This is a genomic window from Mesorhizobium sp. P2_E6, from assembly GCF_056403835.1.
Genome location: NZ_JBFUEQ010000007.1, coordinates 250,376 through 271,166 on the forward strand (window position 1 = coordinate 250,376; position 20,791 = coordinate 271,166).

Genomic DNA, 20,791 nt, shown 5'->3' on the forward strand with positions numbered 1-20,791 from the left:
AGTCAATCGAGGTTCTTTCCGGATTCGAAAAATTGATCCGGTGAGGCCGGCGAGCCCATTCCATAAGGCTTTCTGTGTTGCGGCGCAGCATTTATCCGCGAATGAGCTCTGAATCGTAAAGGTTCTTGATTTATTGGAACGTTCCATTTATAGGCACGGCGATAGGGAGAGAACGATGGACATTGTCTTGCCTGGTGAGGGTGGCCGCAGCAGCCGCTACGCTCTGGTCGGCCAACCGGTGCAGCCGGTGGTCGGCGCGCGGTTTTCGCGCATCGCCTATGCTGCAGCCCATGTCGTTGCCGATCCGCTGGCGATGACCGATCCGTGGTCGCAGCCGGTGGTCGACTGGGACAGAACGATGGCATTCCGTCACTATCTGTGGCGGCTCGGCTTCCGCATCGCCGAGGCGATGGATACCTCGCAGCGCGGCATGGGTTTCGACTGGACTAATGCGCAGGAGTTGATCCGCCGCTCGATCGCGGAAGCGCGCACCGTCGAAGGCGCCGATCTCGCTTCTGGTGCCGGCACCGACCAACTGGCGCCAAGCGCCGCCCGGACGCTCGACGATGTCATCGCCGCCTATGAAGAGCAGTTCGCTTTTATCGAAGGGCTGGGCGGCAAGGCGATCATGATGGCCAGCCGCGCCCTGGCGGCTGTTGCCAAGGGCCCCGACGACTATGCCCGTGTCTACGACCGCATCCTGTCCCAAGCGTCCGGCAAGGTCATCCTGCACTGGCTGGGCGACATGTTCGATCCGGCGCTGAAAGGTTACTGGGGCAGCGGCGATTTCGAGTCCGCGCTCGACACCGTCGTCGCGATCATCGAACGCCACGCCGGCAAGGTGGAGGGGATAAAAATCTCGCTGCTCGATGCCGGCAAGGAAGTCGCGCTCAGGAATCGGCTGCCGGACGGCGTCGTCATGTTCACCGGCGACGACTTCAACTATCCCGAACTGATCGCCGGCGACAGCCGCAAACACTCGCACGCGCTGCTCGGCATTTTCGATGCGATCGCGCCTGTCGCCAATGCGGCACTGGCGAAACTGGCGGACGGCGACCGCGCCGGCTATGACGCGCTGATGGCGCCGACCGTGCCGCTGTCGCGAAAAATCTTCGAGGCGCCGACCGAATACTATAAGGCCGGCATCGTCTTCATGGCCTGGCTGAACGGCCATCAGGATCATTTCGCGATGGTCGGCGGCATGCAGTCGGCGCGCGGTATCCGCCACTATGCCGATGTCTTCCGCCTTGCCGACCAGGCCGGGTTGCTTGCCGATCCGGAACTGGCGGTGGCCAGGATGAGAAGTTTGTGTGCCGTCGCGGGCATCTCAGGATAAATGTGGGCTCGTGCCCTGATCCACATTCCCTTTTCGTTTATGATCGAAAGGGTAGGCGTGCGATTTCGGGGGGCCGTGCTGGCGATGAAGCCAAGGATTTCCATCGGTTTCGTGGTTTTGCTGGCGGCGATCCCCTTGTCAGCCGCGCAAGGCGGTGATGGCGTCGATCAGGCTGACGCCAAGGCTGCGCTGCTCGAAGCCTACCCCGGCCTTTTTACCATCTCGGGCAATACGGTGACGTGGTCGGATGGTGCCACGATGGTGTGGGATGACGGCAAGGCACGCACAGCCGAGGAGTTGATCAAGTCCCCCGATATCGAGGACATGTTCCACTACATTTATCCGCCAGCCAGTGCCGGAGACCTTATCCCCGACGTGGATTTCGATCCCGGGCGGATTCGCAACGAGGCTTTCTTCAAAAAACTTTATGGAGCCAGTGCCGCGGCGGTCGGCGATCATTTGACGACCGTCAAATGGCTGCCCAAACTGGGCAAGTATCCGGTTCGGATAACCTCGCTCTTCGGTGTCGACGCGCGCCTCTCCAAAATCTCGAATGCCTTGCAGGAGTTGCCCGCCGACATGAGCCGCTACGGCCTCAAGCCAGGCGGCGGTTTCAACTGGCGGGTCATCGCCGGCACGGATCAGCTCAGCGTCCATTCCTTCGGCGCTGCATTCGATATCAATGTCGGTTATTCCGACTATTGGTTCTGGAACAAGCCCGATGACAAGGGCCGTATCCCGTTCAAGAACCGCATTCCCTTATCAATCGTCACGTTGTTTGAAAGGCAGGGTTTTATCTGGGGCGGGCGCTGGTATCACTACGACACCATGCATTTCGAATATCGGCCTGAATTGCTGCTCTACAAGGAAAAGCAGGGCTAGCCGGCCCTTGGATGCCTGGTCAGCGGAAACTCAACGCAACGTATTGATCGTCTGGGATTGGATGGTGGGCGTGACAGGGATTGAACCTGTGACCCCTGCAATGTCAATGCAGTGCTCTCCCGCTGAGCTACACGCCCATCCGAAGCCGCGCATACACCATTTTTGATCCAGCGCGTCAATAGCAGGAAAAAGGAAAGAAGGCGTCGTCTCGCCGCAGTGGCGACAAGGGTGCTTACGCCTAAAGCGCGTCGCGTTTGAACGGAATCAAGCGCCGCGCTTCAGGTCTTTGTTTTCTTGAATGTCGTTCTCCCAAAACCGGGGCCACTTTTGGGCGACATGCATTGGCTCGGAAAGCGGCTCAGGCCGCCTGCAGCATCTTTTCGACCTCGTTGACGAGGTCGCGCAGGTGGAACGGCTTCGACAGCACCTTGGCGTCCTTAGGCGCCTTGGAATCCGGATTCAACGCAACGGCGGCAAAACCGGTGATGAACATGACCTTGAGGTCGGGATCGATCTCAGTGGCGCGGCGCGCCAGTTCGATGCCGTCCATCTCCGGCATGACGATGTCGGTCAAAAGCAGCGAGAACGGTTCCTCGCGCAGCCGCTCATAGGCGCTGGCGCCATTGTCGAAATCGCTGACCTGGTAGCCGGCGCGCTCCAGCGCCTTGACGAGGAACCGACGCATATCGTCGTCGTCTTCCGCCAGTAGAATGCGTGCCATGATATCCCGTCCGAATCACCCGCTCGAGATTGCCGTTGGGCAAGCCCGTTAACCATCCTGTATATGAGGAGGTGAGGGTAAACATCAAGTGAACGAGAACCGGGATGGACCATATTTGCCCGGCCTGTGCTGCCGCTGAAATGCTGGACACGCGGCCAGCAAGGTGGCACCTTCATATCATGATGCACTGGTGTTTGCGGGTTCGCACAAATTGAAGACGGCAGCCGAGGATTTTTCGGTCTTTCCACCCTTCGAAATCCGTTCGGGCGCCGAGCAGCGCGTCCCCTTCCTTTTCAACTCACCGCATAGCGGCCGCTACTATCCGGAGCGCTTCCTTGCCATGGCAAGGCTGGACCGCAACGCCATCCGCCGGTCGGAAGACTGCTATGTCGACGAACTGTTCGGCGGCGCCGTGGCGCTGGGGGCGCCGATGCTGGCGGCGAATTTCCCGCGCGCCTATCTCGACGTCAACCGCGAGCCGTGGGAACTCGATCCGCGCATGTTCGCCGAGCCGGTGCCGTCGTTCTGCAACATCCGCTCGGCGCGGGTGGCCGGCGGGCTTGGCACGGTGCCCAAGCTGGTCGGCGAGGGGCTAGATATTTATTCCGGCCGCCTGCCGCTGTCCGAAGCGGTCGCCCGCATCGAGGCCGTCTACAAGCCCTATCACGAGACGCTGAAACGGCTTTTGACCAGGACCCATGCGCGTTTCGGCTTTGCCGTTCTGATCGACTGTCATTCGATGCCGGCGAGCATCCGCGTCGGCGACAATGGCTTGAGGCCCGACTTCATCATCGGCGACCGTTTCGGCATCTCGGCCACCGCGGCGTTGACCGAGACCGCGATCGGCCTGCTCACCGCAATGGGCTACACCGTCGCCCACAACAAGCCCTATGCCGGCGGCTTCATCACCGAGCACTATGGCCGCCCGGCGCGCCATCTCCACGCCCTCCAGATCGAGGTCAATCGCGGGCTCTACATGAACGAGCGGACATTCGAGAAGGCCGCCGGCTTCGACGCGCTCGCCGACGATCTGTCGCGATTTTCGGCGAATCTGATGGCAATGCCGGACCATCATTTCATCGACCTGCCGCTGGCGGCGGAGTGAAACCTTGGTCCGGGGTGCTCCGGCGTAAAAAAAGACCGCATCGTTTGCACGATACGGTCGAAGTCTAGGGAGGAAACGCCCAAGGAGGGCATGGACAGGAAAACCTGTCCGAGGCTGAGGGTATTGTGCGCTGCACAAATGTCAAGCGACCTTCAGGCTTTTTTAATTCACTCTGAAGTGGAAATTGCTTTTCGGTGACGCTTGTGTGACATCCGGGCAACAGGTGCCGCAGCGGGAAAATCGTCGAACACCCTTGTTTTGGCAGGAAATTGGCGGCAGAGCACGGCTCGGGCATGCTGCAATGCGGGAGAATCAGTTGGATATCAGCATCGATTTCATGCGCCGCATCGCGCGGGCGGCCGCGGCGGAAACCCTGCCGCGCTTCCGCAGCCAGGGCGCCGTCGCCAATAAGGAAAAAGGCAGTTTCGACCCGGTTACCGAAGCCGATCGCGAGGCCGAGCGCGCCATCCGGGCGCTGATATCGGCTGAGTATCCCGACCATGGCATCCTTGGCGAGGAGCACGGCAGCGAAAACATTTCGAGCAAGCATGTCTGGGTGATCGACCCCATCGACGGCACGCGTGCCTTCATCTCCGGCCTGCCGGTGTGGGGGACGCTGGTCGGGCTGACGGTCGACGGCGATGCGGTTGCCGGCATGATGTCGCAACCTTTCACCGGCGAGCTCTACTACGCCAACGCCTCGGGCTCTCACTATGAGGGGCCGGGTGGCCCGCGCAAGCTGACAACCCGCAAGACGACGAAGCTCGCCGACGCGACTCTGTTCACCACCACGCCGGCACTGTTCAAGGGCGAGGCGCGCGAGCGCTACGACCAGTTCGAAAAGCAGGTGCAACTCGCCCGCTACGGCACCGATTGCTATGCCTTCGCCATGATCGCATCGGGAAGCGTCGATATCGTCGCCGATCCCGGATTGAAGCCGTACGACATCGTGGCGCTGATCCCGATCATCGAAAAAGCCGGCGGCGTGGTCACCACATTCGATGGCGGGCCGGCGGAGAAGGGCGGCGATGTCGTGGCAGCGGCGACGCCGGAGCTGCATGCGGCGGCGATGGCTGCGCTCCGAGGCTGACTTTTCCTGAACTGCTTCAGCGCGGCTTGATCGAGCGCTGGAACTCCGCTGGGGTGCGGCCGTAAACCTGCCTGAACGCGGAGCTGAAATGGCTGTGGCTGGAGAAGCCAAGGTCCATGCCCAGCGTCGTCAGATTGTCGTAGCGGCCAAGCAGGTCGAGCGCGCGCGCCAGCCGCAGGCGCAAATGATAACGGTAGAGCGGCATGGCCTCGACCTGCTGGAACATCTGCGTCAGGTAGACCGGCGAGACGCCGACCTCGGCGGCAATTTCGGCCAGAGTCCAGCGTCGCGACAGATCCGAGGACAAAACGAGCTTGGCACGGTCGACCAGTTTCTGTCGGCCCGGGCTGGCGCCGGCGACATGCGAGGTCCGCTCGCCGAGAGAGCGCCGCACCAGCGTCAGCGCCAGGGTTTCGGCCTCGAGCGTTTCGGCTATGTTGCGGCTCAAGCTGTGGCGCAGCAAAGCCACCAAAGCCTGCGCCCGTGGGTCGATGCGCCGGCGTTGGCGACGGAACGCCGGGGTCGCGCCGCTGCGCAATTGCTCCTTCGGCACCAGCTCCAGCAGCTGAGCCTCCTCGACGACGAGATCGAGGCAGGCGTCGCCACCGTCGACGGGGTGGCTGATCCGATAGGCTTCCGCCTCGTTGAAGAACAGCAGCTGATTGGCTTCGGCGACCGCATCATTGCGGCCGACATGGCGCACGAAGACGCCGCGATAGGGAAATACCAGATGCGTCGCCGACGTGCACTCTTCCTCGCTCCTGTGCCGGCACTGCCCGCTGCAGGCGACGTCGCGCACCCTGACAGTGCCGGTGTCGAGAAGCGGCTGGACCGTGAATTGCGATATGGCCATTGCGTTGTTTTCCTGTGCCGGGCCATGGGTCCTGCATCGGCACTCTACGCAATCGGCCCGCCCATTCCTGTCAGGAGACTTCCAGGCAGGCTGCTTCTCAAAGCGCGTCGCATCAAAATGGATTCACGCGCGCTTTGAGTTTTTGTTTCACGCATATCGTCGCCCCAAAACGGGGACCACTTTTCGGCGGTATGCATCAATCCCACAGCCGGCGCGTGAATTCTGAGTAGGCTTCGCCGCGCGACAGACCGATGTCCTTGAGTTGGTCGTCGGTCATCTCGAGCAAAGCGCGGCGGCTTCGGCGCCTCTCCATCTGACTGCTGATCCAGCCAGCCGTCGCAATGAATTGTGCGTACAAAGTCTGGCGAATGGTCATGGTGCGGATTGTCGGCGCCTGCGTCGGCACCGTGCCGGCCAGGCATTGCGTCGCCGTATGATCAGGGCGCATCGCTCAGTCCTCCCTGGTGCCGGCTGCCGAGGCGCCGGCTTCGTTCAGCGCTTGCGCGCATTCCTCGCAGCAGACTTCGACGGTCTTGCCGCCGACCTTGACGCGGATCGGGTTGGCGTCCAGCTGGCAATCGCAGGCGGCGCAGGTTTTCTCGGTCATGATCTCATCTCCATGGCGTTCAGTTCGACACGGACAGATGAGCACTGCGGGACGGCGCGGGCTGTCAGATTCTTTAGCACTTTGTGTGCGCGGGCAGCGCCGGCCCATCCCTACTGACAACAGGGTGTCAGTAGGGACCGACTATGGAAGGGGCCTTTCCAGAGGAGGACGAGACATGCCGACACAATCAACAGCCAGCCACGCCAATGACATTCCGGCGGACGGCCGCAGCGATTTCGACTTCTTCTTCGGCTGCTGGAATGTCAGCCATCGAAGGCTGCAAAAGCGCCTTGCGAGCGATACCAACTGGGACGAATTCGGCGGCACATGCGAGGTGCGTCCGCTGCTCGGCGGTCTTGGCAATGTCGACGACAATGTGATCGAGCTGCCGGACGGCGCCTATCGTGCCGCAACGGTGCGGACCTTCGATCCGGCGACACGGCAATGGTCGATCTGGTGGATCGATGGCCGCAACCCGCTGACCATCGACGTGCCGGTGCGCGGCGCGTTCACCGACGGTGTCGGCACGTTCCTGTGTGACGACGTCTTCGACGGACGGCCGATCCAGGTTCGTTTCCTCTGGTCACGGATGATGGAGAATTCGGCGCGCTGGGAACAGGCCTTTTCGCTCGATGGCGGCACGAGCTGGGAGACCAACTGGGTCATGGAGTTCGCCCGCCAGGCGTGAGCCGGGGATCGGCGTCTGTCAGGCCGTAGGATCGTCGCTGCCGGGAATGAAGGCATCGAAGGCGGCGAGGAGTTGCTCGCGGTACATGTCGGCCTCCTGCAGGATTTCGTGGCGGGAGCCGTCGATCATCAGCAGTGAACCGAGCCGCAGACGCCTGGCATAGGCTTCCACCGCCTTGGTCGAGACGACCTGGTCGGCGCCGGCGGCGATTATCAGCATGGGGACCTGAATGCGAGCCATGAAGTCGGGGTCGCTGACAGCCTCGGATGCTTTGGCGGCGGCCTGCAGCCAGCGGATGGTCGGGCCGCCGAGCGCCAGCTGCGGGTACTCTTGGTAGATCCGCGTGTTGCGCCGGTAGCGCACCGGGTCGGACGTCAGCTTGTTGGTCTCGAAAGGGGCCGGCATCTTCGGCCGTGGACCCCAGGCGGCATAGAGCCTGCCAAGGCCGAGCGCGCAGAAGAACGAACAGACGCGCCGAACCGTCGATATCGAGACCGGCAGGTCGGGCACGGTCAGGAATGGTGCGATCAGCACCATGCGCCGCACGCGGTTCACCATCGACGGCGTGGCAAGCAGCGTGATCACCGCACCGGCTGAATGGGCGAGGATGTAGTAGGGGCCGCGGCAGTCGGGCAGCACGATCTCCTCGAAGAACTGCTCAAGGTCGGCGGTGTAGTCGCGGAAGCTGCGGACATAGCCGCGCTGGCGATCGCGGATCAGACGGGAAGAATCACCCTGGCCGCGCCAGTCGAGGGTGGCGACGCCAAAGCCACGGTCGGCAAGATTGCGGATCGTTTCGAAATATTTCTCGATGCACTCGTTGCGGCCGGTGAGCACGACCACGGTGCCCTTCAACGGGCGAGCGACCGCGCCGAACAGGCCGTATCGGATCTTCTTGCGGTCGCGGGTGGTGAAGAAGCCGCCGCTGGCGTTTTCCGGTCGTGGATTGCCCTCGATTTCGTAAAAAGGGGGGATGTCTTGGACAAGATCCGTCATTCGGCGCTTCGTACTCGTGCCCGCCCGTGCTGGCTGGCTCCGCTAAGGTGATAGACGCCCATGCGCCAAAAGCAAAGGAATTCCCGGTGACGCGAGACCCACAAAGGGGAAGGCCGGAAGCCGCTTGAAAGCGTGCTTCCGGCCTCTGTCGATCCGGGAGGAAGGGACGTTACACCCCGGTCGGCCTCGTTGCGGCGTCTCAAGAACGGTTCATCGTCCGGCGCGCCGCCAATCCTTGATCTTGGGCCTACTCTAGCGCCGGCTGTCTGAACGCGCGCCGAAGCTTTGGTTCATCTGCCGTTCATCAACGAACAGCCGCACGGTTTTTGCCGGCAGGAGAAATCTTGAAATGCCTTCGAGCGCTCCCCAAATGTCGGATGCGGTCGCCAATATCGGGGCCGCTGGTCCAGCCGAAACGCCGCTCAAGGGTTTCGCACCGGCCATACGCAAACCATGTTGCTCAACAGGAGAACACCTCATGCGTCACGTTGACTTTTCCCCGCTTTATCGCTCGACCGTCGGCTTCGACCGCCTCTTCACCATGCTCGATTCGCTTGCGCAGCCCGATGGCGCGCAGACTTATCCGCCCTACAACATCGAGCGCACCGGCGAGGATTCCTACCGGATCTCGATGGCTGTTGCCGGCTTCTCGGACGAGGAGATCTCGATCGAAGCCCATCGCAACGTGCTGACGGTAAAAGGTGAGCGCAAGGACGAGGGCACGGGCGAAGGTTCCGAACTGCTCTATCGCGGCATCGCCTCGAGGGCTTTCGAGCGCCGCTTCCAGCTTGCCGACCATGTTGAAGTCGTCGGCGCCGCGCTGAAGAACGGCCTGCTCTTCGTCGACCTCAAGCGCAACATTCCCGAGGAGTTGAAGCCGCGCAAGATCGCGATCACGTCGGCTCCGGCCAAGGCCAAGCAGATCGAGGCCAAGACCGCCAACTAAAGACCGCCAACTAAACCGATAGCCTCCCAAGGCAAAGGCGGCGCCGAAGGGCGCCGCCTTTTTATGTTTAGCTGGCAGTCCCCGAAGCCACCACGGCCTCAACGTTTTGTAGGTGAACGGCCTCGTATGGCGCGAAATAGCTGACCGCACCGGAGGCGAACACTTCGGCAGCGAAGGCTCTCAAATCTTGCCTCACCAGATCGGGCTCGTGTCGGCAGCGAAGCAGCTTTTCGACATAGGATCGGGTAGCGGCAATGAACTCGCGACCGTACCCACCGGATTGGATCATCTGCAACGAACCGTGATTGGGTAGGATGCGGTCAAAGGTCCAGCCGGCCATGCGTTCGAGATCGTCCAGATGTTTAGTCAGCCGTTCCGGTTCGCCGACATAAGTGATCGGATCTTCAAGTGTATCGCCGGCAAAGAGCAGACCGGCGCTGGGCATGACCAACACGGTACCGTCGTGACTGTGGATTTCGACCTGCCGAAGGTCGACCGCTATCGACCCGACCATGAGGTCGAGATTGCCGTCGAATGTCCGATTCGGAAGGATAAGGGGTCTGATCGGCGGGTTCTCATTTTCCAGTTTGGTCCGGTTCTCTGCGAGAGCAGAGGCTGTGAGGTTGTTGGCAATGATTTCGCAATCCCGGAACACCTCGTTGCCGGCGACATGATCATCATGCCAATGACTGAGGACCACCCGCATCGAGGTGACGCCCATACCCTCTAGCGTTTGCCGGATGATCCGGGCGTGCTGAAGCGAAATATGCGTGTCATAGACAAGCGCTTCCGAGCCATCGACAATTGCATAGGTGCAAATGCCAAGGGCATAGGCGCCGTCATCGAGCCAATTGGGCTGATCTGACCAGCCGCGAACGCCCTCTATCCGGCCGTCATAAAAGCCGAGCACGTTTGGAGCGGGGCGGATCAGCCGCATAGTCGAGCCGAGCGGTGACATGGTCATAGGAAAAGCTCAAGCGATCAGGTGGCCAAGGTGGTCGATCTCTTCGGTCGTGGTCGCGAAGCTGGCGACGAAACGGTAGATCACTTCATTGTCGCCGAGGTGGCTGTCGAAGCCCTGCGGCAAACCCCATTCGTAGAATTTTGCCCCGGCCGCCTGCAGCTTTTCGGCTTTGGCGCGGTCGAGGATCGCGAACACTTCATTGGCCTGCGGCAGCCAGGCCAGCCGGCCTGCCGGTGCATCCTCGATCGTCGCGGCCAGCCGCGCGGCCATGGCATTGGCGTGGTGCGCCATCCTCAGCCAAAGATCGTCGGTGAAATAGGCTTCGAACTGAGCCGAGATGAAGCGCGCCTTGGAAAAGGTCTGCCCGGCGCGCTGGCGAAGCAGGCGCAGGTCGCGTGCCACGTCGGGGTTCAGGACCACCACAGCATCGGCCATCCAGCAGCCGTTCTTGGTGCCTCCGAAGGAGATGATATCGACGCCGCTCTTCCAGGTCATTTCTGCGGGACTGATGTCCGTCGCCGCAATCGCGTTGGCGAACCGCGCTCCGTCCATGTGCAGAGGCAGGCCGTGACGGCGGCTGACTTCGGCGATCGCCTTGACATCGTCGACGGTGTAGACGGTGCCGACCTCGGTCGCCTGGGTGATCGTGACCGCCATCGGCTGGCCGGCGGGGGCGAGGTCTTGCGAGTAGCGCGTGATGGCCCGGTCGAGGGCCTGCGGATTGATGCGCCCCAGTGGCCCCGGAACCGGCGACATGCGCGCTCCACCGGTGTAGAAGCCCGCGGCGCCGAATTCATCGACATTCATGTGCGCTTCGGAATGGCAGAAGGCGACGCCGCCGATGCGATTGCACGCCGCCATGGACAGCGCGTTGGCCGCCGTGCCGGTCGCGACGAAGAACACCGCGACATCCCGTTCGAAAATCTCGCTGAAGCGCCGGTAGACGGCGCGGTCGAGCTCGCCGTCGCCATAAGCCGTGGCGATGCCCGCGGCATGCCGGGATAAATTGGCAGAGATGTCGGGATGGACGCCCGCCCAGTTGTCGGATGCAAAAAACATCAGGAATCCTGCTTCGATTGAAAACGGCGCGACCTTGGCTGCTTTGGGGTTTCACGCGCAAGGGCCACGTGTCGGAAAAGCGGTAAAGCCAGCCGGATCCGAAAAGCGGCTGTGATCGAAGCTTACGTTTTTCCTCAACTTCACGTAATTTTATGTCGCTGGCGGCTCAAGTTTTTTGTGAATCGGTCTTGTGTGCGTCCAGGATTTCTGTCATAAAAATTTAGGACAGTAGTGCTGTCTTATTTTGTCGCACAAAACGAGCTGGATTGGCGTATCATTTGGGCCTCTCCGGCTGTTGCTGCGGGCGACAGGTTGGACAGCCAGACGCTGGCCTGTACGAATACGAACCATGCGGAAAGCCGCCTGGCTCGGCAAGGATTTCGCAAGACGTGCCGCAAGGATCAGGGTGAGCCAGGCGCTTGCCGGGGCAGACCAGCGCCCGAAGGGCTGGGAATGGAGGACCGAGAGATGACGGACATGACGCACTCTGCGACGAACGGCCAGGCCGCGCAGACGAAAGCGGCTACCGTCAAAACCGCGTCCCGAACCAACATAAGCCGAACCGACAACGGCTTTTCCGCCCAGGGCCTATACGATCCGCGCAACGAGCATGATGCCTGCGGCGTCGGCTTCATCGTCAACATGAAGGGCGTGAAGTCGCATCAGATCGTCGAGGACGGCCTTGCCGTGCTAGAAAACCTGACGCATCGCGGCGCTGTCGGCGCCGATCCGTTGGTCGGCGATGGCGCCGGCGTGCTGGTGCAGCTTCCCGACCGTTTCTTCCGCGAGGAGATGGCAGCCCAGGGCATCGAACTGCCGCCGGTAGGTCAGTACGGCGTCGGACACTGGTTCATGCCGCAGGACGCGGCACTTCGCGCCCATATCGAGGACATCATCGCCGAATCGGCGCAGTCCGAGGGGCTTCCGCTCATCGGTTTCCGCGACGTGCCCGTAGACAATTCGTCGCTGTCGAAGGCGCCGGACATCGTCGCGTCTGAGCCGTTCCATCGGCAGGTCTTCATCGGCCGCACATCAGACATCCCCGATGACGAGGAGTACGAGGCCAGACTCTATCTGCTGCGCAAGGTCATATCGGGCCGCATCTACGCCGAGAACGACAACAAGGACATTGGCTCCTACTGTGTGTCGCTGTCGGCGCGCACCATCGTCTACAAGGGCATGTTCCTGGCCTATCAGGTCGGTGCCTATTACAAGGACCTGACCGATCCGCGCTTCGAAACCGCGCTGATTCTTGTCCACCAGCGCTTCTCGACCAACACGTTCCCGTCGTGGAAGCTGGCGCACCCCTACCGCATGGTCGCCCACAATGGCGAGATCAATACGGTACGCGGCAACAACAACTGGATGGCGGCGCGACAGGCGTCGGTCGATTCCGAACTGTTCGGCAACAACATCTCGAAGCTGTGGCCGATTTCCTATGAAGGCCAGTCCGACACCGCCTGTTTCGACAATGCGCTCGAATTCCTGTTCCAGGGCGGGTACAGCCTCAGCCACGCCATGATGATGCTGATCCCGGAAGCCTGGGCCGGCAACAAGCTCATGGATGCCGATCGCAAGGCCTTCTACGAATACCATGCCGCGCTGATGGAGCCGTGGGACGGACCGGCGGCGGTGGTCTTCACCGATGGCCGCCAGATCGGCGCCACGCTCGACCGCAACGGATTGCGCCCGGCGCGTTACATCGTCACTGACGATGACCGCGTCATCATGGCTTCGGAAGCCGGCGTGCTGCCGGTGCCGGAAGAGAAGATCGTCAAGAAGTGGCGGCTGCAGCCCGGCCGCATGCTGCTGATCGACCTGGAGAAGGGGCGCATCGTCTCGGACGAGGAGCTCAAGTCGGAGATCGCGACCAAGCACCCCTACAAGACCTGGCTCGCCAACACGCAGCTGATCCTCGAAGACCTGAAGCCGGTCGAGCCGCGCGCGCTGCGCAAGGATGTCAGCCTGCTCGATCGCCAGCAGGCGTTCGGCTACTCCCAGGAAGACACCAAGCTGTTGATGTCGCCGATGGCGACGACAGGCCAGGAAGCCGTTGGTTCGATGGGCACCGATACGCCGATCTCGGCGATGTCGGACAAGTCGAAGCTGCTCTACACCTATTTCAAGCAGAATTTCGCTCAGGTCACCAACCCGCCGATCGACCCGATCCGCGAGGAACTGGTGATGAGCCTGGTGTCCTTCATCGGGCCGCGGCCGAACATCTTCGACCTGGTCGGCAATTCGCGCCGCAAGCGGCTCGAGGTGCGCCAGCCGATCCTGACCAATGGCGATCTGGAGAAGATCCGTTCCATCGGCCATACAGAGGACCGCTTCGACACCAAGACGATCGACATCACCTATGGCTCGAATGAAGGAGCCGCAGGCATGCAGGGCGCCATCGACCGCTTGTGCGAGAGGGCGGAAGCGGCGGTCGCCGGCGGCTACAACATCATCATCCTGTCCGACCGCCAGGTCGGGCCAGACCGCATCGCCATCCCGGCGCTGCTGGCGACGGCCGCGGTGCATCACCACCTGATCCGCAAGGGGCTGCGCACCTCTGTCGGCCTCGTCGTCGAATCCGGCGAGCCGCGCGAAGTGCATCATTTCTGCTGCCTTGCCGGCTATGGCGCCGAGGCGATCAACCCTTACCTTGCCTTCGACACGCTGCTCGACATGCACAAGCGCGGCGAACTGCCGAAGGAGGTCGACGCCTACGAAGTCGTCACGCGCTACATCAAGTCGATCGGCAAGGGCATCCTCAAGGTGATGTCCAAGATGGGCATCTCGACCTACCAGTCCTATTGCGGCGCGCAGATTTTCGACGCGATCGGGCTGAAGACCGATTTCGTGCAGCAGTATTTCACCGGTACCGCGACGCTGATCGAAGGCGTCGGGCTGGACGAGATCGCGACCGAGACGCTCAGCCGCCACAATGACGGCTTCGGCAACGATCCGGTGCTGCGCAACAGCCTGGAAGTCGGCGGCGAATACATGTTCCGCATGCGCGGCGAGGCGCATATGTGGTCGCCCGACGCGGTCGCTACCCTGCAGCACGCCGTGCGCCAGGGCTCGTGGGAGACGTTTAAGGACTATTCCGCGCAGATCGACAGCGAGACGGCCCGAGCCCAGACCATTCGTGGCCTGTTCAGGATCAAGCTGGCCGAAGAAACCGGCCGCAAGAAGGTCGCGCTCGACGACGTCATGTCGGCGGCCGACATCGTCAAGCGGTTCTCGACCGGGGCGATGTCCTTCGGCTCGATCTCGCGCGAAGCGCACACCACGCTGGCGCGCGCCATGAACGCCATTGGCGGCAAGTCCAACACTGGCGAGGGCGGCGAAGAGGCGGACCGCTATCTGCCGCTGCCCGGCGGCGGCAAGAATCCGGAACGCTCGGCGATCAAGCAGATCGCCTCGGGCCGTTTCGGTGTGACGGCCGAATATCTCGTCAATTCCGACATGATGCAGATCAAGGTGGCGCAAGGTGCCAAGCCGGGCGAGGGCGGCCAGCTGCCCGGCCACAAGGTCGACGCGACCATCGCCAAGGTCCGGCACTCGACGCCGGGCGTCGGCCTGATCTCGCCGCCGCCGCATCACGACATCTATTCGATCGAGGATCTGGCGCAGCTGATTTACGATCTGAAGAACGTCAACCCGGCGGCCGACGTGTCGGTCAAGCTGGTCTCGGAAGTCGGCGTCGGCACGGTTGCAGCAGGCGTTGCCAAGGCGCGGGCCGACCACATCACCATCTCGGGTTATGATGGCGGCACTGGTGCCTCGCCGCTGACGTCGCTGAAGCATGCCGGCAGCCCGTGGGAAATGGGCCTTGCCGAGACGCACCAGACGCTGGTGCTGAACGGCTTGCGTTCGCGCGTGGCGCTGCAGGTCGATGGTGGCTTGCGCACCGGCCGCGACGTCATCGTCGGCGCGCTGCTCGGTGCCGACGAGTTCGGCTTCTCGACCGCGCCGCTGATCGCAGCCGGCTGCATCATGATGCGCAAGTGCCATCTCAACACCTGTCCGGTCGGCGTGGCGACGCAGGACCCGGTGCTGCGCAAGCGCTTCAAGGGCACGCCCGAGCATGTCATCAACTTCTTCTTCTACGTGGCGGAAGAGGTGAGGGCGCTGCTCGCCGAGATGGGTTACACCCATATCGACCAGATTATCGGCGACACCGACCTTTTGGAGAAGCGCGACCTGATCGTGCACTGGAAGGCGCGCGGGCTCGATTTCTCGAAGATGTTTTTCAAGCCGGACGCGCCGCATGAAGCGGTGCACTGGACCGAGCGGCAGAAGCACCCGATCGACGATGTGCTCGATCGCAAGCTGATTGAACTGGCGAAGCCCGCGCTTGAAAGCAAGCAGCCGGTCAAGATCGAGGTCGACATCCGCAATGTCGACCGTTCGACCGGCGCCATGCTGTCGGGCGAAGTGGCCAAGCGCTTCAAGCACAAGGGCCTCCGCGAGGATACGATCTCGGTGAAGCTGACCGGCACTGCCGGACAGTCCTTCGGCGCCTTCCTGGCGCGCGGCATCTCGTTCGATCTCGTCGGCGCCGGCAACGACTATGTCGGCAAGGGCCTGTCGGGCGGCCGTATCGTCATCCGGCCACCGGAAGAGGCCAAGATCGTCGCGGCGGAGTCCATCATCGTCGGCAACACGGTGCTCTATGGCGCGACCGAGGGCGAGGCCTATTTCGCCGGCGTCGCCGGCGAGCGTTTTGCCGTGCGCAATTCGGGCGTGGCCGCCGTCGTCGAAGGCGTTGGCGACCATGGCTGCGAGTACATGACCGGCGGCATAGTCGTCGTCATCGGCAAGACCGGCCGCAACTTCGCCGCCGGCATGTCGGGCGGCGTCGCCTATGTGCTGGACGAGGCAGGCGATTTCGCCGAGCGTTGCAACATGGCGATGGTCGAGCTGGAACCGGTTCCGGAAGAAGACGACCTGATGGAAAGGCTGCTGCACCATGGCGGCGACCTCGACCACAAGGGTCGCGTCGACGTCTCCGGCGACATGACCAGCCATGACGAGGAGCGGCTCTACCAGCTGATCTCGAACCATGTGCACTTCACCGGTTCGGTGCGCGGTCGCGAAATCCTCGACGACTGGACGACCTTCCGGCCGAAATTCCGCAAGATCATGCCGGTCGAATACCGCCGCGCACTGATCGAGATGGAACGCATGCGCATGGGCGTGGCGGCGGAATAGACTTTGCAGTTGCCGGGAGGCCCAGGTTTCCCGGCCCACCTTCATCGAAAGTTTGACCTCGAAGGCAAGGTTGCCATGGCTGCCTCAAGAGGTTAACGGGTGCGGCGAAAACCGCACCATCTGGACAGCAGGAACTGGACTATGGGCAAGGTAACAGGCTTTCTCGAAATCGACCGGCAGGTGCACAAGTACCAGCCGGCCTCCGACCGCATCCGGCATTTCCGCGAATTCACGCTGCCGATGTCGGACAAGGAGGTCGAGAAACAGGCCGCGCGCTGTATGGATTGCGGCATTCCGTTCTGCCACGGACCGACAGGCTGCCCGATCCACAACCAGATCCCGGACTGGAACGACCTCGTCTACAATGGCGATTGGGACAACGCGATCCGCAACCTGCATTCGACCAACAACTTCCCGGAGTTCACCGGTCGCATCTGCCCCGCGCCCTGCGAGGAAGCCTGCACGCTGAACCTCGAGGACATTCCCGTCGCCATCAAGACGGTCGAGCAGGCGATCGCCGACAAGGCCTATGAGACCGGTCATATCAGGCCCTATCCGCCGGAGAAGAAGACGGGAAAGCGCGTCGCCGTCATCGGCTCCGGCCCGGCCGGCATGGCGGCTGCCCAGCAGCTTGGCCGCGCCGGCCACGACGTTCATGTCTATGAGCGCGAAAGCCGGCCGGGCGGGCTGATGCGCTACGGCATTCCCGACTTCAAAATCGAGAAGCACTATATCGACCGGCGCATCGAGCAGATGCAGGGCGAGGGCGTGACCTTCCATTGCGGCGTCAATGTCGGTGTCGACAAGCCGGTTGCCGAGCTGCTCGCCGAACATGACGCCGTGCTCTATTGCGGCGGTTCCGAAACGCCGCGCGCGGCCGGCATCCCGGGAGACGATCTCGGCGGCGTGCATGATGCGATGCCCTATCTGGTGCAGCAGAACAGGCGGGTCGGCGGCGAGCCGATCCAGTCCGTGGCCTGGCCGTCGCATCCGATCATCGCCGGCGGCCAACATGTCGTCGTCGTCGGCGGCGGCGATACCGCGTCCGACTGCGTCGGCACCGCCTTCCGCCAGGGCGCCGTGCGCGTTACCCAGCTCGACATCCGCCCGCAGCCGCCTGAGAAGGAAGACAAGCTGTCGGTATGGCCCTACTGGGCGACCAAGATGCGCACCTCGTCCTCGCAGGCCGAAGGGGCGGAGCGCGAATTCCAGGTGGCGACGCTCGAGTTCATCGGCGAGGAGGGTCAACTGACCGGCGTCAAGTGCTGCGAGGTCGACGAGAAGCGCAAGCCGATCGCCGGCACCGAATTCGTCATCCGAGCAGATCTCGCCTTCATCGCCATTGGCTTTGCCGGCCCGACCATCGCCGGCCTGGTGTCGGAATTGGACGGCCAGATGAAGATCGTCACCGACAGCCGCCGTTCCAGGAACGTCGAAGCCAATGATCGCGACTATAGGACCAGCGTCGACAGGCTCTATGCGGCGGGCGACGTGCGTCGCGGCCAGTCGCTGGTCGTCTGGGCGATCCGCGAGGGTCGCCAGGCGGCGCGCTCGATCGACGAGGCCTTGATGGGGTCCACCGTACTGCCCAGCTGAGCCCGTTGGAAATTCTACTCCCGCAGCCATCTGGAGGCGTTTTCTGCGCTTCCGGTGCTCGCGGGAGCGAATTTCGAAACGGGCTCAGGGAGCTTCTAAGGATTTATCGCCGTCGTCGTGCCGGGTGCGGCCACCGCCGCCGCAGGCTGCGGCCGGGGTGGCCAGGAGAAATCGTCGGCGCGGCCGGGCGAGGCTTCCGGGGCCTTGCCTTCGACCACCAGTTTTTCACCGGGCAGATCCGGATTGGGCGTTGGCTGCGGCGCCGCGCCCAGAAGTTCGGAGCCGCCGTCGAGTGCCGGATCGCTGAGCAGCATCGGCGCGGTGCGGTCGATGACGATGGGCGCGGCGGCCGGCCCAGGCGCCTCGACGGGCGCGCCCGCCGGTGCGGTCGCCGGGGTTACGCTTCCGGGGGCGGCGAGGCCGAGGATCTTCATCAGCGGCTTTTCGGTATAGAAGGCGAGCTTGCGCTTGCCGGCCTTCGAGACGTTGATGCCGTCGTCGGCACGCAGCCGCACGGGCTGGCCGTTCATGTCGGGGCCGCTGGTGACGAAGGTGCCGTTCTCGTCGACAAAGCCGTCCCAGACGTCGACGAATTCGCCGCCATGGCTTTCGGTGGCCTGATGGTAGATGTCGTTGAAGGCCAACATGTCGGAGGTCATCTTCGGCACCCGGAAGGCCGGCATGCCAACCCACAGGAAAGGCACCTTGGCGTCGGCGATGGCCTTGCCGAGCGCATCGGTGCGGCGCTCGTATTCCTTGGTCCAGTTCTCGGACCGGGGCTGCTCTCGCACATCCCCCACCTTCATCTGCTGACGGTCGTTGGAACCCAGCATGACGACGACGGCGGCCGGTTTTTCGGTCTCGATCAGCGCCTTGATCTGTTCGGGCCAGTTGTAGAAATCATCGCGTACGAAGCCGGACGAGCCATTGCTGCGAGCCACGATCCTGATGCCGGTGTTCTCGGCAAAGGCGGTGTCGAGGCCTTCGGCAAGCCCGGACGCCATGAAATCGCCGACCACCAGGACGGTACGGGCATCCGGGACTTTCTCGGCGATCGGCATTTGCGGCTCGGCCGGCGCACGCGGGACGCGGGGTTTGCGCGGCTTTGGCTTCGCCTTCTGGATGTTCAGCGGCGGCTCGATCCGCTCGCTGCGGCGTGGGAACAAAAGGTCGCGCAACGAGTCGCGCAACGACCAGCCGCGGTATTGCTGCTCCTGCGCCATGGCCGGCGCGTGGAAGGCGCCAGCCAAGCCGACGGCGATAACGACGACGGCCAGAATCAGCACCGGCATGCGACGAACAAGCCCTGCGATGCGCGCAGCCGAAGCCAATCGTTTCCTCCATCCCGTGGCGCACTGCCTTGAAAAGTCGCGTCGACTTTCGAAGGTCATGCACCCTACAGATTGCTACAGTGTCCTTTGCGCGTCCGAAAGGCCGCGTGGCACTGCAGGTGGCCCTATTTCTGCCTGAGCCACTTCAGCACTTCCATGCTCGGATAGCCGTCCTGGGCCAATCCGGCCTTGGCCTGGAAGGCCATGATGGCGGTTTTCGAGCCGTCGCCGATCTTGCCATCGAATTTGCCGTCGTAGAGGCCGTGCTGGGAAAGCCGCTTCTGCAGCTCCTGCCTTTCCTCGAAAGTGAGCTTGGTGAAAGGCCGCTTCCAGTCCTGCACGAGACCGCTGGAGCCGGCGATTTCGTCGGCGAGAAGACCGACGGCGAGCGCATATTTGTCGGCATTGTTGTAGGCCTTGATGACCGAGAAATTCTTGACCATCAGGAAGGCTGGCCCGCCGCGGCCGTCCGGCACTTTCAGCGTCGCCTTGTCGGAGCCGTTCTTGAACGGCTTGCCGTTGGCCCTGGCAACGCCGAGAGCCTGCCATTGCGACAGCGTCTTAGAACCGCCAGGAAGCTTGCCGGCCGGCAAGGTGACCTCATAGCCCCAGGTCTTGCCGGCCTGCCAGCCATTCTTCTTCAACAGGTTGGCCGCTGTCGCCAGCGCATCGGGGATCGAATTCCAGATGTCGCGCTTGCCGTTGCCGTCCATGTCGACGGCATAGTGCAGATAGCTGGTCGGGATGAACTGGGTGTGGCCCATGGCGCCGGCCCAGGATCCGCTCAGATGGCTTTCGTCGATATCGCCGGTCTGCAGGATCTTCAGCGCGGCGATCAACTGGGTGCGGGCGAATTTTGCCCGCTTCGGATCGGCATAGGCCAGGGTCGCCAGCGAGCGCACGACGTTGCGCATGATGTCGTCGCGCTTGAGGATTTCGCCATAGTTCGATTCCATCGACCAGATGGCGAGCAGGATGTAGCGGTCGACGCCGAACCTGGCCTCGATCCTGTCCAGCCATGGCTTCCACTTCTTGGCCATTTGCTGGCCGACGGCGACAGACTGGTCATGGACGCGGTTGTCGAAATAGTCCCAGGCAGGTGCGGTGAATTCAGGCTGCGTACGCGCCTTTTCCAGCACTACCGGGTCGATATCCCTGATGTCCCTGAAGGCCTGGTCGTAGAGGGCACCGGAAACGCCGCTCTGCACGGCTGTGGCGCGGAAGCCGGCGACCCACTGCCGGAAACCGGCATCGGCGAAAGCCGGGCCGGGCATCAGCAGGGCGAGCGAGAGGCTGACTGCCGCGATGACGCTGGTAAAACGCTTTGCGGCACTGCGAACGGACATCTTTTCCCCTTTCTCTGTCTCAGGAAAGACCATTCATCGCCGAACCAGGTTAGGAATTAGTTTACC

The 20,791-nt window shown here is 62.6% G+C and carries 17 protein-coding genes and 1 tRNA gene; 8 read left to right on the forward strand and 10 right to left on the reverse strand.

Annotated elements, in window-relative coordinates:
• The first annotated feature begins 175 nt into the window (after nucleotides 1–175).
• Together AC1D08_RS19590 and AC1D08_RS19595 are read left to right on the forward strand one after the other, a co-directional pair.
• Complete coding sequence (locus AC1D08_RS19590; protein ID WP_477423776.1) at nucleotides 176–1,336, forward strand: dihydrodipicolinate synthase family protein; 1,161 nt, start codon at nucleotides 176–178, stop codon at nucleotides 1,334–1,336.
• Nucleotides 1,337–1,393: 57 nt separating this feature from the next.
• Nucleotides 1,394–2,218 carry a M15 family metallopeptidase gene (locus AC1D08_RS19595; protein WP_477395315.1) on the forward strand — a complete coding sequence of 275 codons (825 nt, stop codon included), beginning with the start codon at nucleotides 1,394–1,396 and terminating at the stop codon, nucleotides 2,216–2,218.
• Nucleotides 2,219–2,280: 62 nt separating this feature from the next.
• On the opposite strand, the gene AC1D08_RS19600 is transcribed toward AC1D08_RS19595, so the two are convergent.
• Nucleotides 2,281–2,355, reverse strand: a tRNA-Val gene (locus tag AC1D08_RS19600).
• Between the two features lie 221 nt (nucleotides 2,356–2,576).
• Nucleotides 2,577–2,939, reverse strand: coding sequence for a cell cycle two-component system response regulator CpdR (gene cpdR, locus AC1D08_RS19605; RefSeq protein ID WP_006199474.1), 363 nt, complete (start codon nucleotides 2,937–2,939; stop codon nucleotides 2,577–2,579).
• Nucleotides 2,940–3,102: 163 nt separating this feature from the next.
• Here cpdR and AC1D08_RS19610 point away from each other — a divergent pair, with 163 nt between their 5' ends.
• Both AC1D08_RS19610 and hisN read left to right on the forward strand, forming a co-directional pair.
• Nucleotides 3,103–4,044, forward strand: a complete 942-nt coding sequence (locus tag AC1D08_RS19610) for an N-formylglutamate amidohydrolase (protein WP_457154182.1) — start codon at nucleotides 3,103–3,105, stop codon at nucleotides 4,042–4,044.
• 316 nt (nucleotides 4,045–4,360) lie between these two features.
• Nucleotides 4,361–5,134, forward strand: coding sequence for a histidinol-phosphatase (gene hisN, locus AC1D08_RS19615; RefSeq protein WP_095084986.1), 774 nt, complete (start codon nucleotides 4,361–4,363; stop codon nucleotides 5,132–5,134).
• A gap of 16 nt (nucleotides 5,135–5,150) precedes the next feature.
• Here hisN and AC1D08_RS19620 read toward each other — a convergent pair whose 3' ends face one another.
• The 3 genes from AC1D08_RS19620 to AC1D08_RS19630 all read right to left on the reverse strand — a co-directional run bounded on the left by AC1D08_RS19620 (nucleotide 5,151) and on the right by AC1D08_RS19630 (nucleotide 6,594).
• A complete protein-coding gene (locus tag AC1D08_RS19620) occupies nucleotides 5,151–5,981 on the reverse strand; it encodes a helix-turn-helix domain-containing protein (protein ID WP_477423826.1) in 831 nt (276 codons plus the stop codon).
• Between the two features lie 202 nt (nucleotides 5,982–6,183).
• Nucleotides 6,184–6,435, reverse strand: coding sequence for a DUF1127 domain-containing protein (locus AC1D08_RS19625; RefSeq protein WP_457154181.1), 252 nt, complete (start codon nucleotides 6,433–6,435; stop codon nucleotides 6,184–6,186).
• Between the two features lie 3 nt (nucleotides 6,436–6,438).
• On the reverse strand, nucleotides 6,439–6,594 hold the full coding sequence (locus AC1D08_RS19630; RefSeq protein ID WP_167392101.1) for a hypothetical protein: 156 nt from the start codon (nucleotides 6,592–6,594) through the stop codon (nucleotides 6,439–6,441).
• Nucleotides 6,595–6,769: 175 nt separating this feature from the next.
• Here AC1D08_RS19630 and AC1D08_RS19635 point away from each other — a divergent pair, with 175 nt between their 5' ends.
• On the forward strand, nucleotides 6,770–7,282 hold the full coding sequence (locus AC1D08_RS19635; RefSeq protein ID WP_477227996.1) for a DUF1579 domain-containing protein: 513 nt from the start codon (nucleotides 6,770–6,772) through the stop codon (nucleotides 7,280–7,282).
• Nucleotides 7,283–7,300: 18 nt separating this feature from the next.
• Here AC1D08_RS19635 and AC1D08_RS19640 read toward each other — a convergent pair whose 3' ends face one another.
• Nucleotides 7,301–8,278, reverse strand: coding sequence for an alpha/beta fold hydrolase (locus tag AC1D08_RS19640; protein ID WP_477423778.1), 978 nt, complete (start codon nucleotides 8,276–8,278; stop codon nucleotides 7,301–7,303).
• A gap of 478 nt (nucleotides 8,279–8,756) precedes the next feature.
• On the opposite strand from AC1D08_RS19640, the gene AC1D08_RS19645 reads away from it, so the two are divergent.
• Nucleotides 8,757–9,224 (forward strand): Hsp20 family protein, encoded by a 468-nt coding sequence (locus AC1D08_RS19645; protein WP_023759726.1) that lies wholly within the window; start codon nucleotides 8,757–8,759, stop codon nucleotides 9,222–9,224.
• Between the two features lie 67 nt (nucleotides 9,225–9,291).
• Here the strand turns inward: AC1D08_RS19645 and AC1D08_RS19650 are convergent, their stop codons facing one another.
• Nucleotides 9,292–10,161 carry an MBL fold metallo-hydrolase gene (locus AC1D08_RS19650; protein WP_477423780.1) on the reverse strand — a complete coding sequence of 290 codons (870 nt, stop codon included), beginning with the start codon at nucleotides 10,159–10,161 and terminating at the stop codon, nucleotides 9,292–9,294.
• 36 nt (nucleotides 10,162–10,197) lie between these two features.
• A complete protein-coding gene (locus AC1D08_RS19655) occupies nucleotides 10,198–11,247 on the reverse strand; it encodes a threonine aldolase family protein (RefSeq protein ID WP_095084577.1) in 1,050 nt (349 codons plus the stop codon).
• 468 nt (nucleotides 11,248–11,715) lie between these two features.
• Here AC1D08_RS19655 and gltB point away from each other — a divergent pair, with 468 nt between their 5' ends.
• Nucleotides 11,716–16,452 (forward strand): glutamate synthase large subunit, encoded by a 4,737-nt coding sequence (gene gltB, locus AC1D08_RS19660; RefSeq protein WP_477423782.1) that lies wholly within the window; start codon nucleotides 11,716–11,718, stop codon nucleotides 16,450–16,452.
• 141 nt (nucleotides 16,453–16,593) lie between these two features.
• Nucleotides 16,594–18,048: a glutamate synthase subunit beta gene (locus AC1D08_RS19665; protein ID WP_457150803.1), complete on the forward strand. Its 1,455-nt coding sequence runs from the start codon at nucleotides 16,594–16,596 to the stop codon at nucleotides 18,046–18,048.
• 95 nt (nucleotides 18,049–18,143) lie between these two features.
• On the opposite strand, the gene AC1D08_RS19670 is transcribed toward AC1D08_RS19665, so the two are convergent.
• Together AC1D08_RS19670 and AC1D08_RS19675 are read right to left on the reverse strand one after the other, a co-directional pair.
• A complete protein-coding gene (locus AC1D08_RS19670) occupies nucleotides 18,144–19,379 on the reverse strand; it encodes an SGNH/GDSL hydrolase family protein (RefSeq protein ID WP_457150802.1) in 1,236 nt (411 codons plus the stop codon).
• A 125-nt stretch (nucleotides 19,380–19,504) separates the two neighbouring features.
• Nucleotides 19,505–20,725, reverse strand: a complete 1,221-nt coding sequence (locus tag AC1D08_RS19675) for a lytic murein transglycosylase (RefSeq protein WP_457150801.1) — start codon at nucleotides 20,723–20,725, stop codon at nucleotides 19,505–19,507.
• Nucleotides 20,726–20,791: the final 66 nt, after the last annotated feature.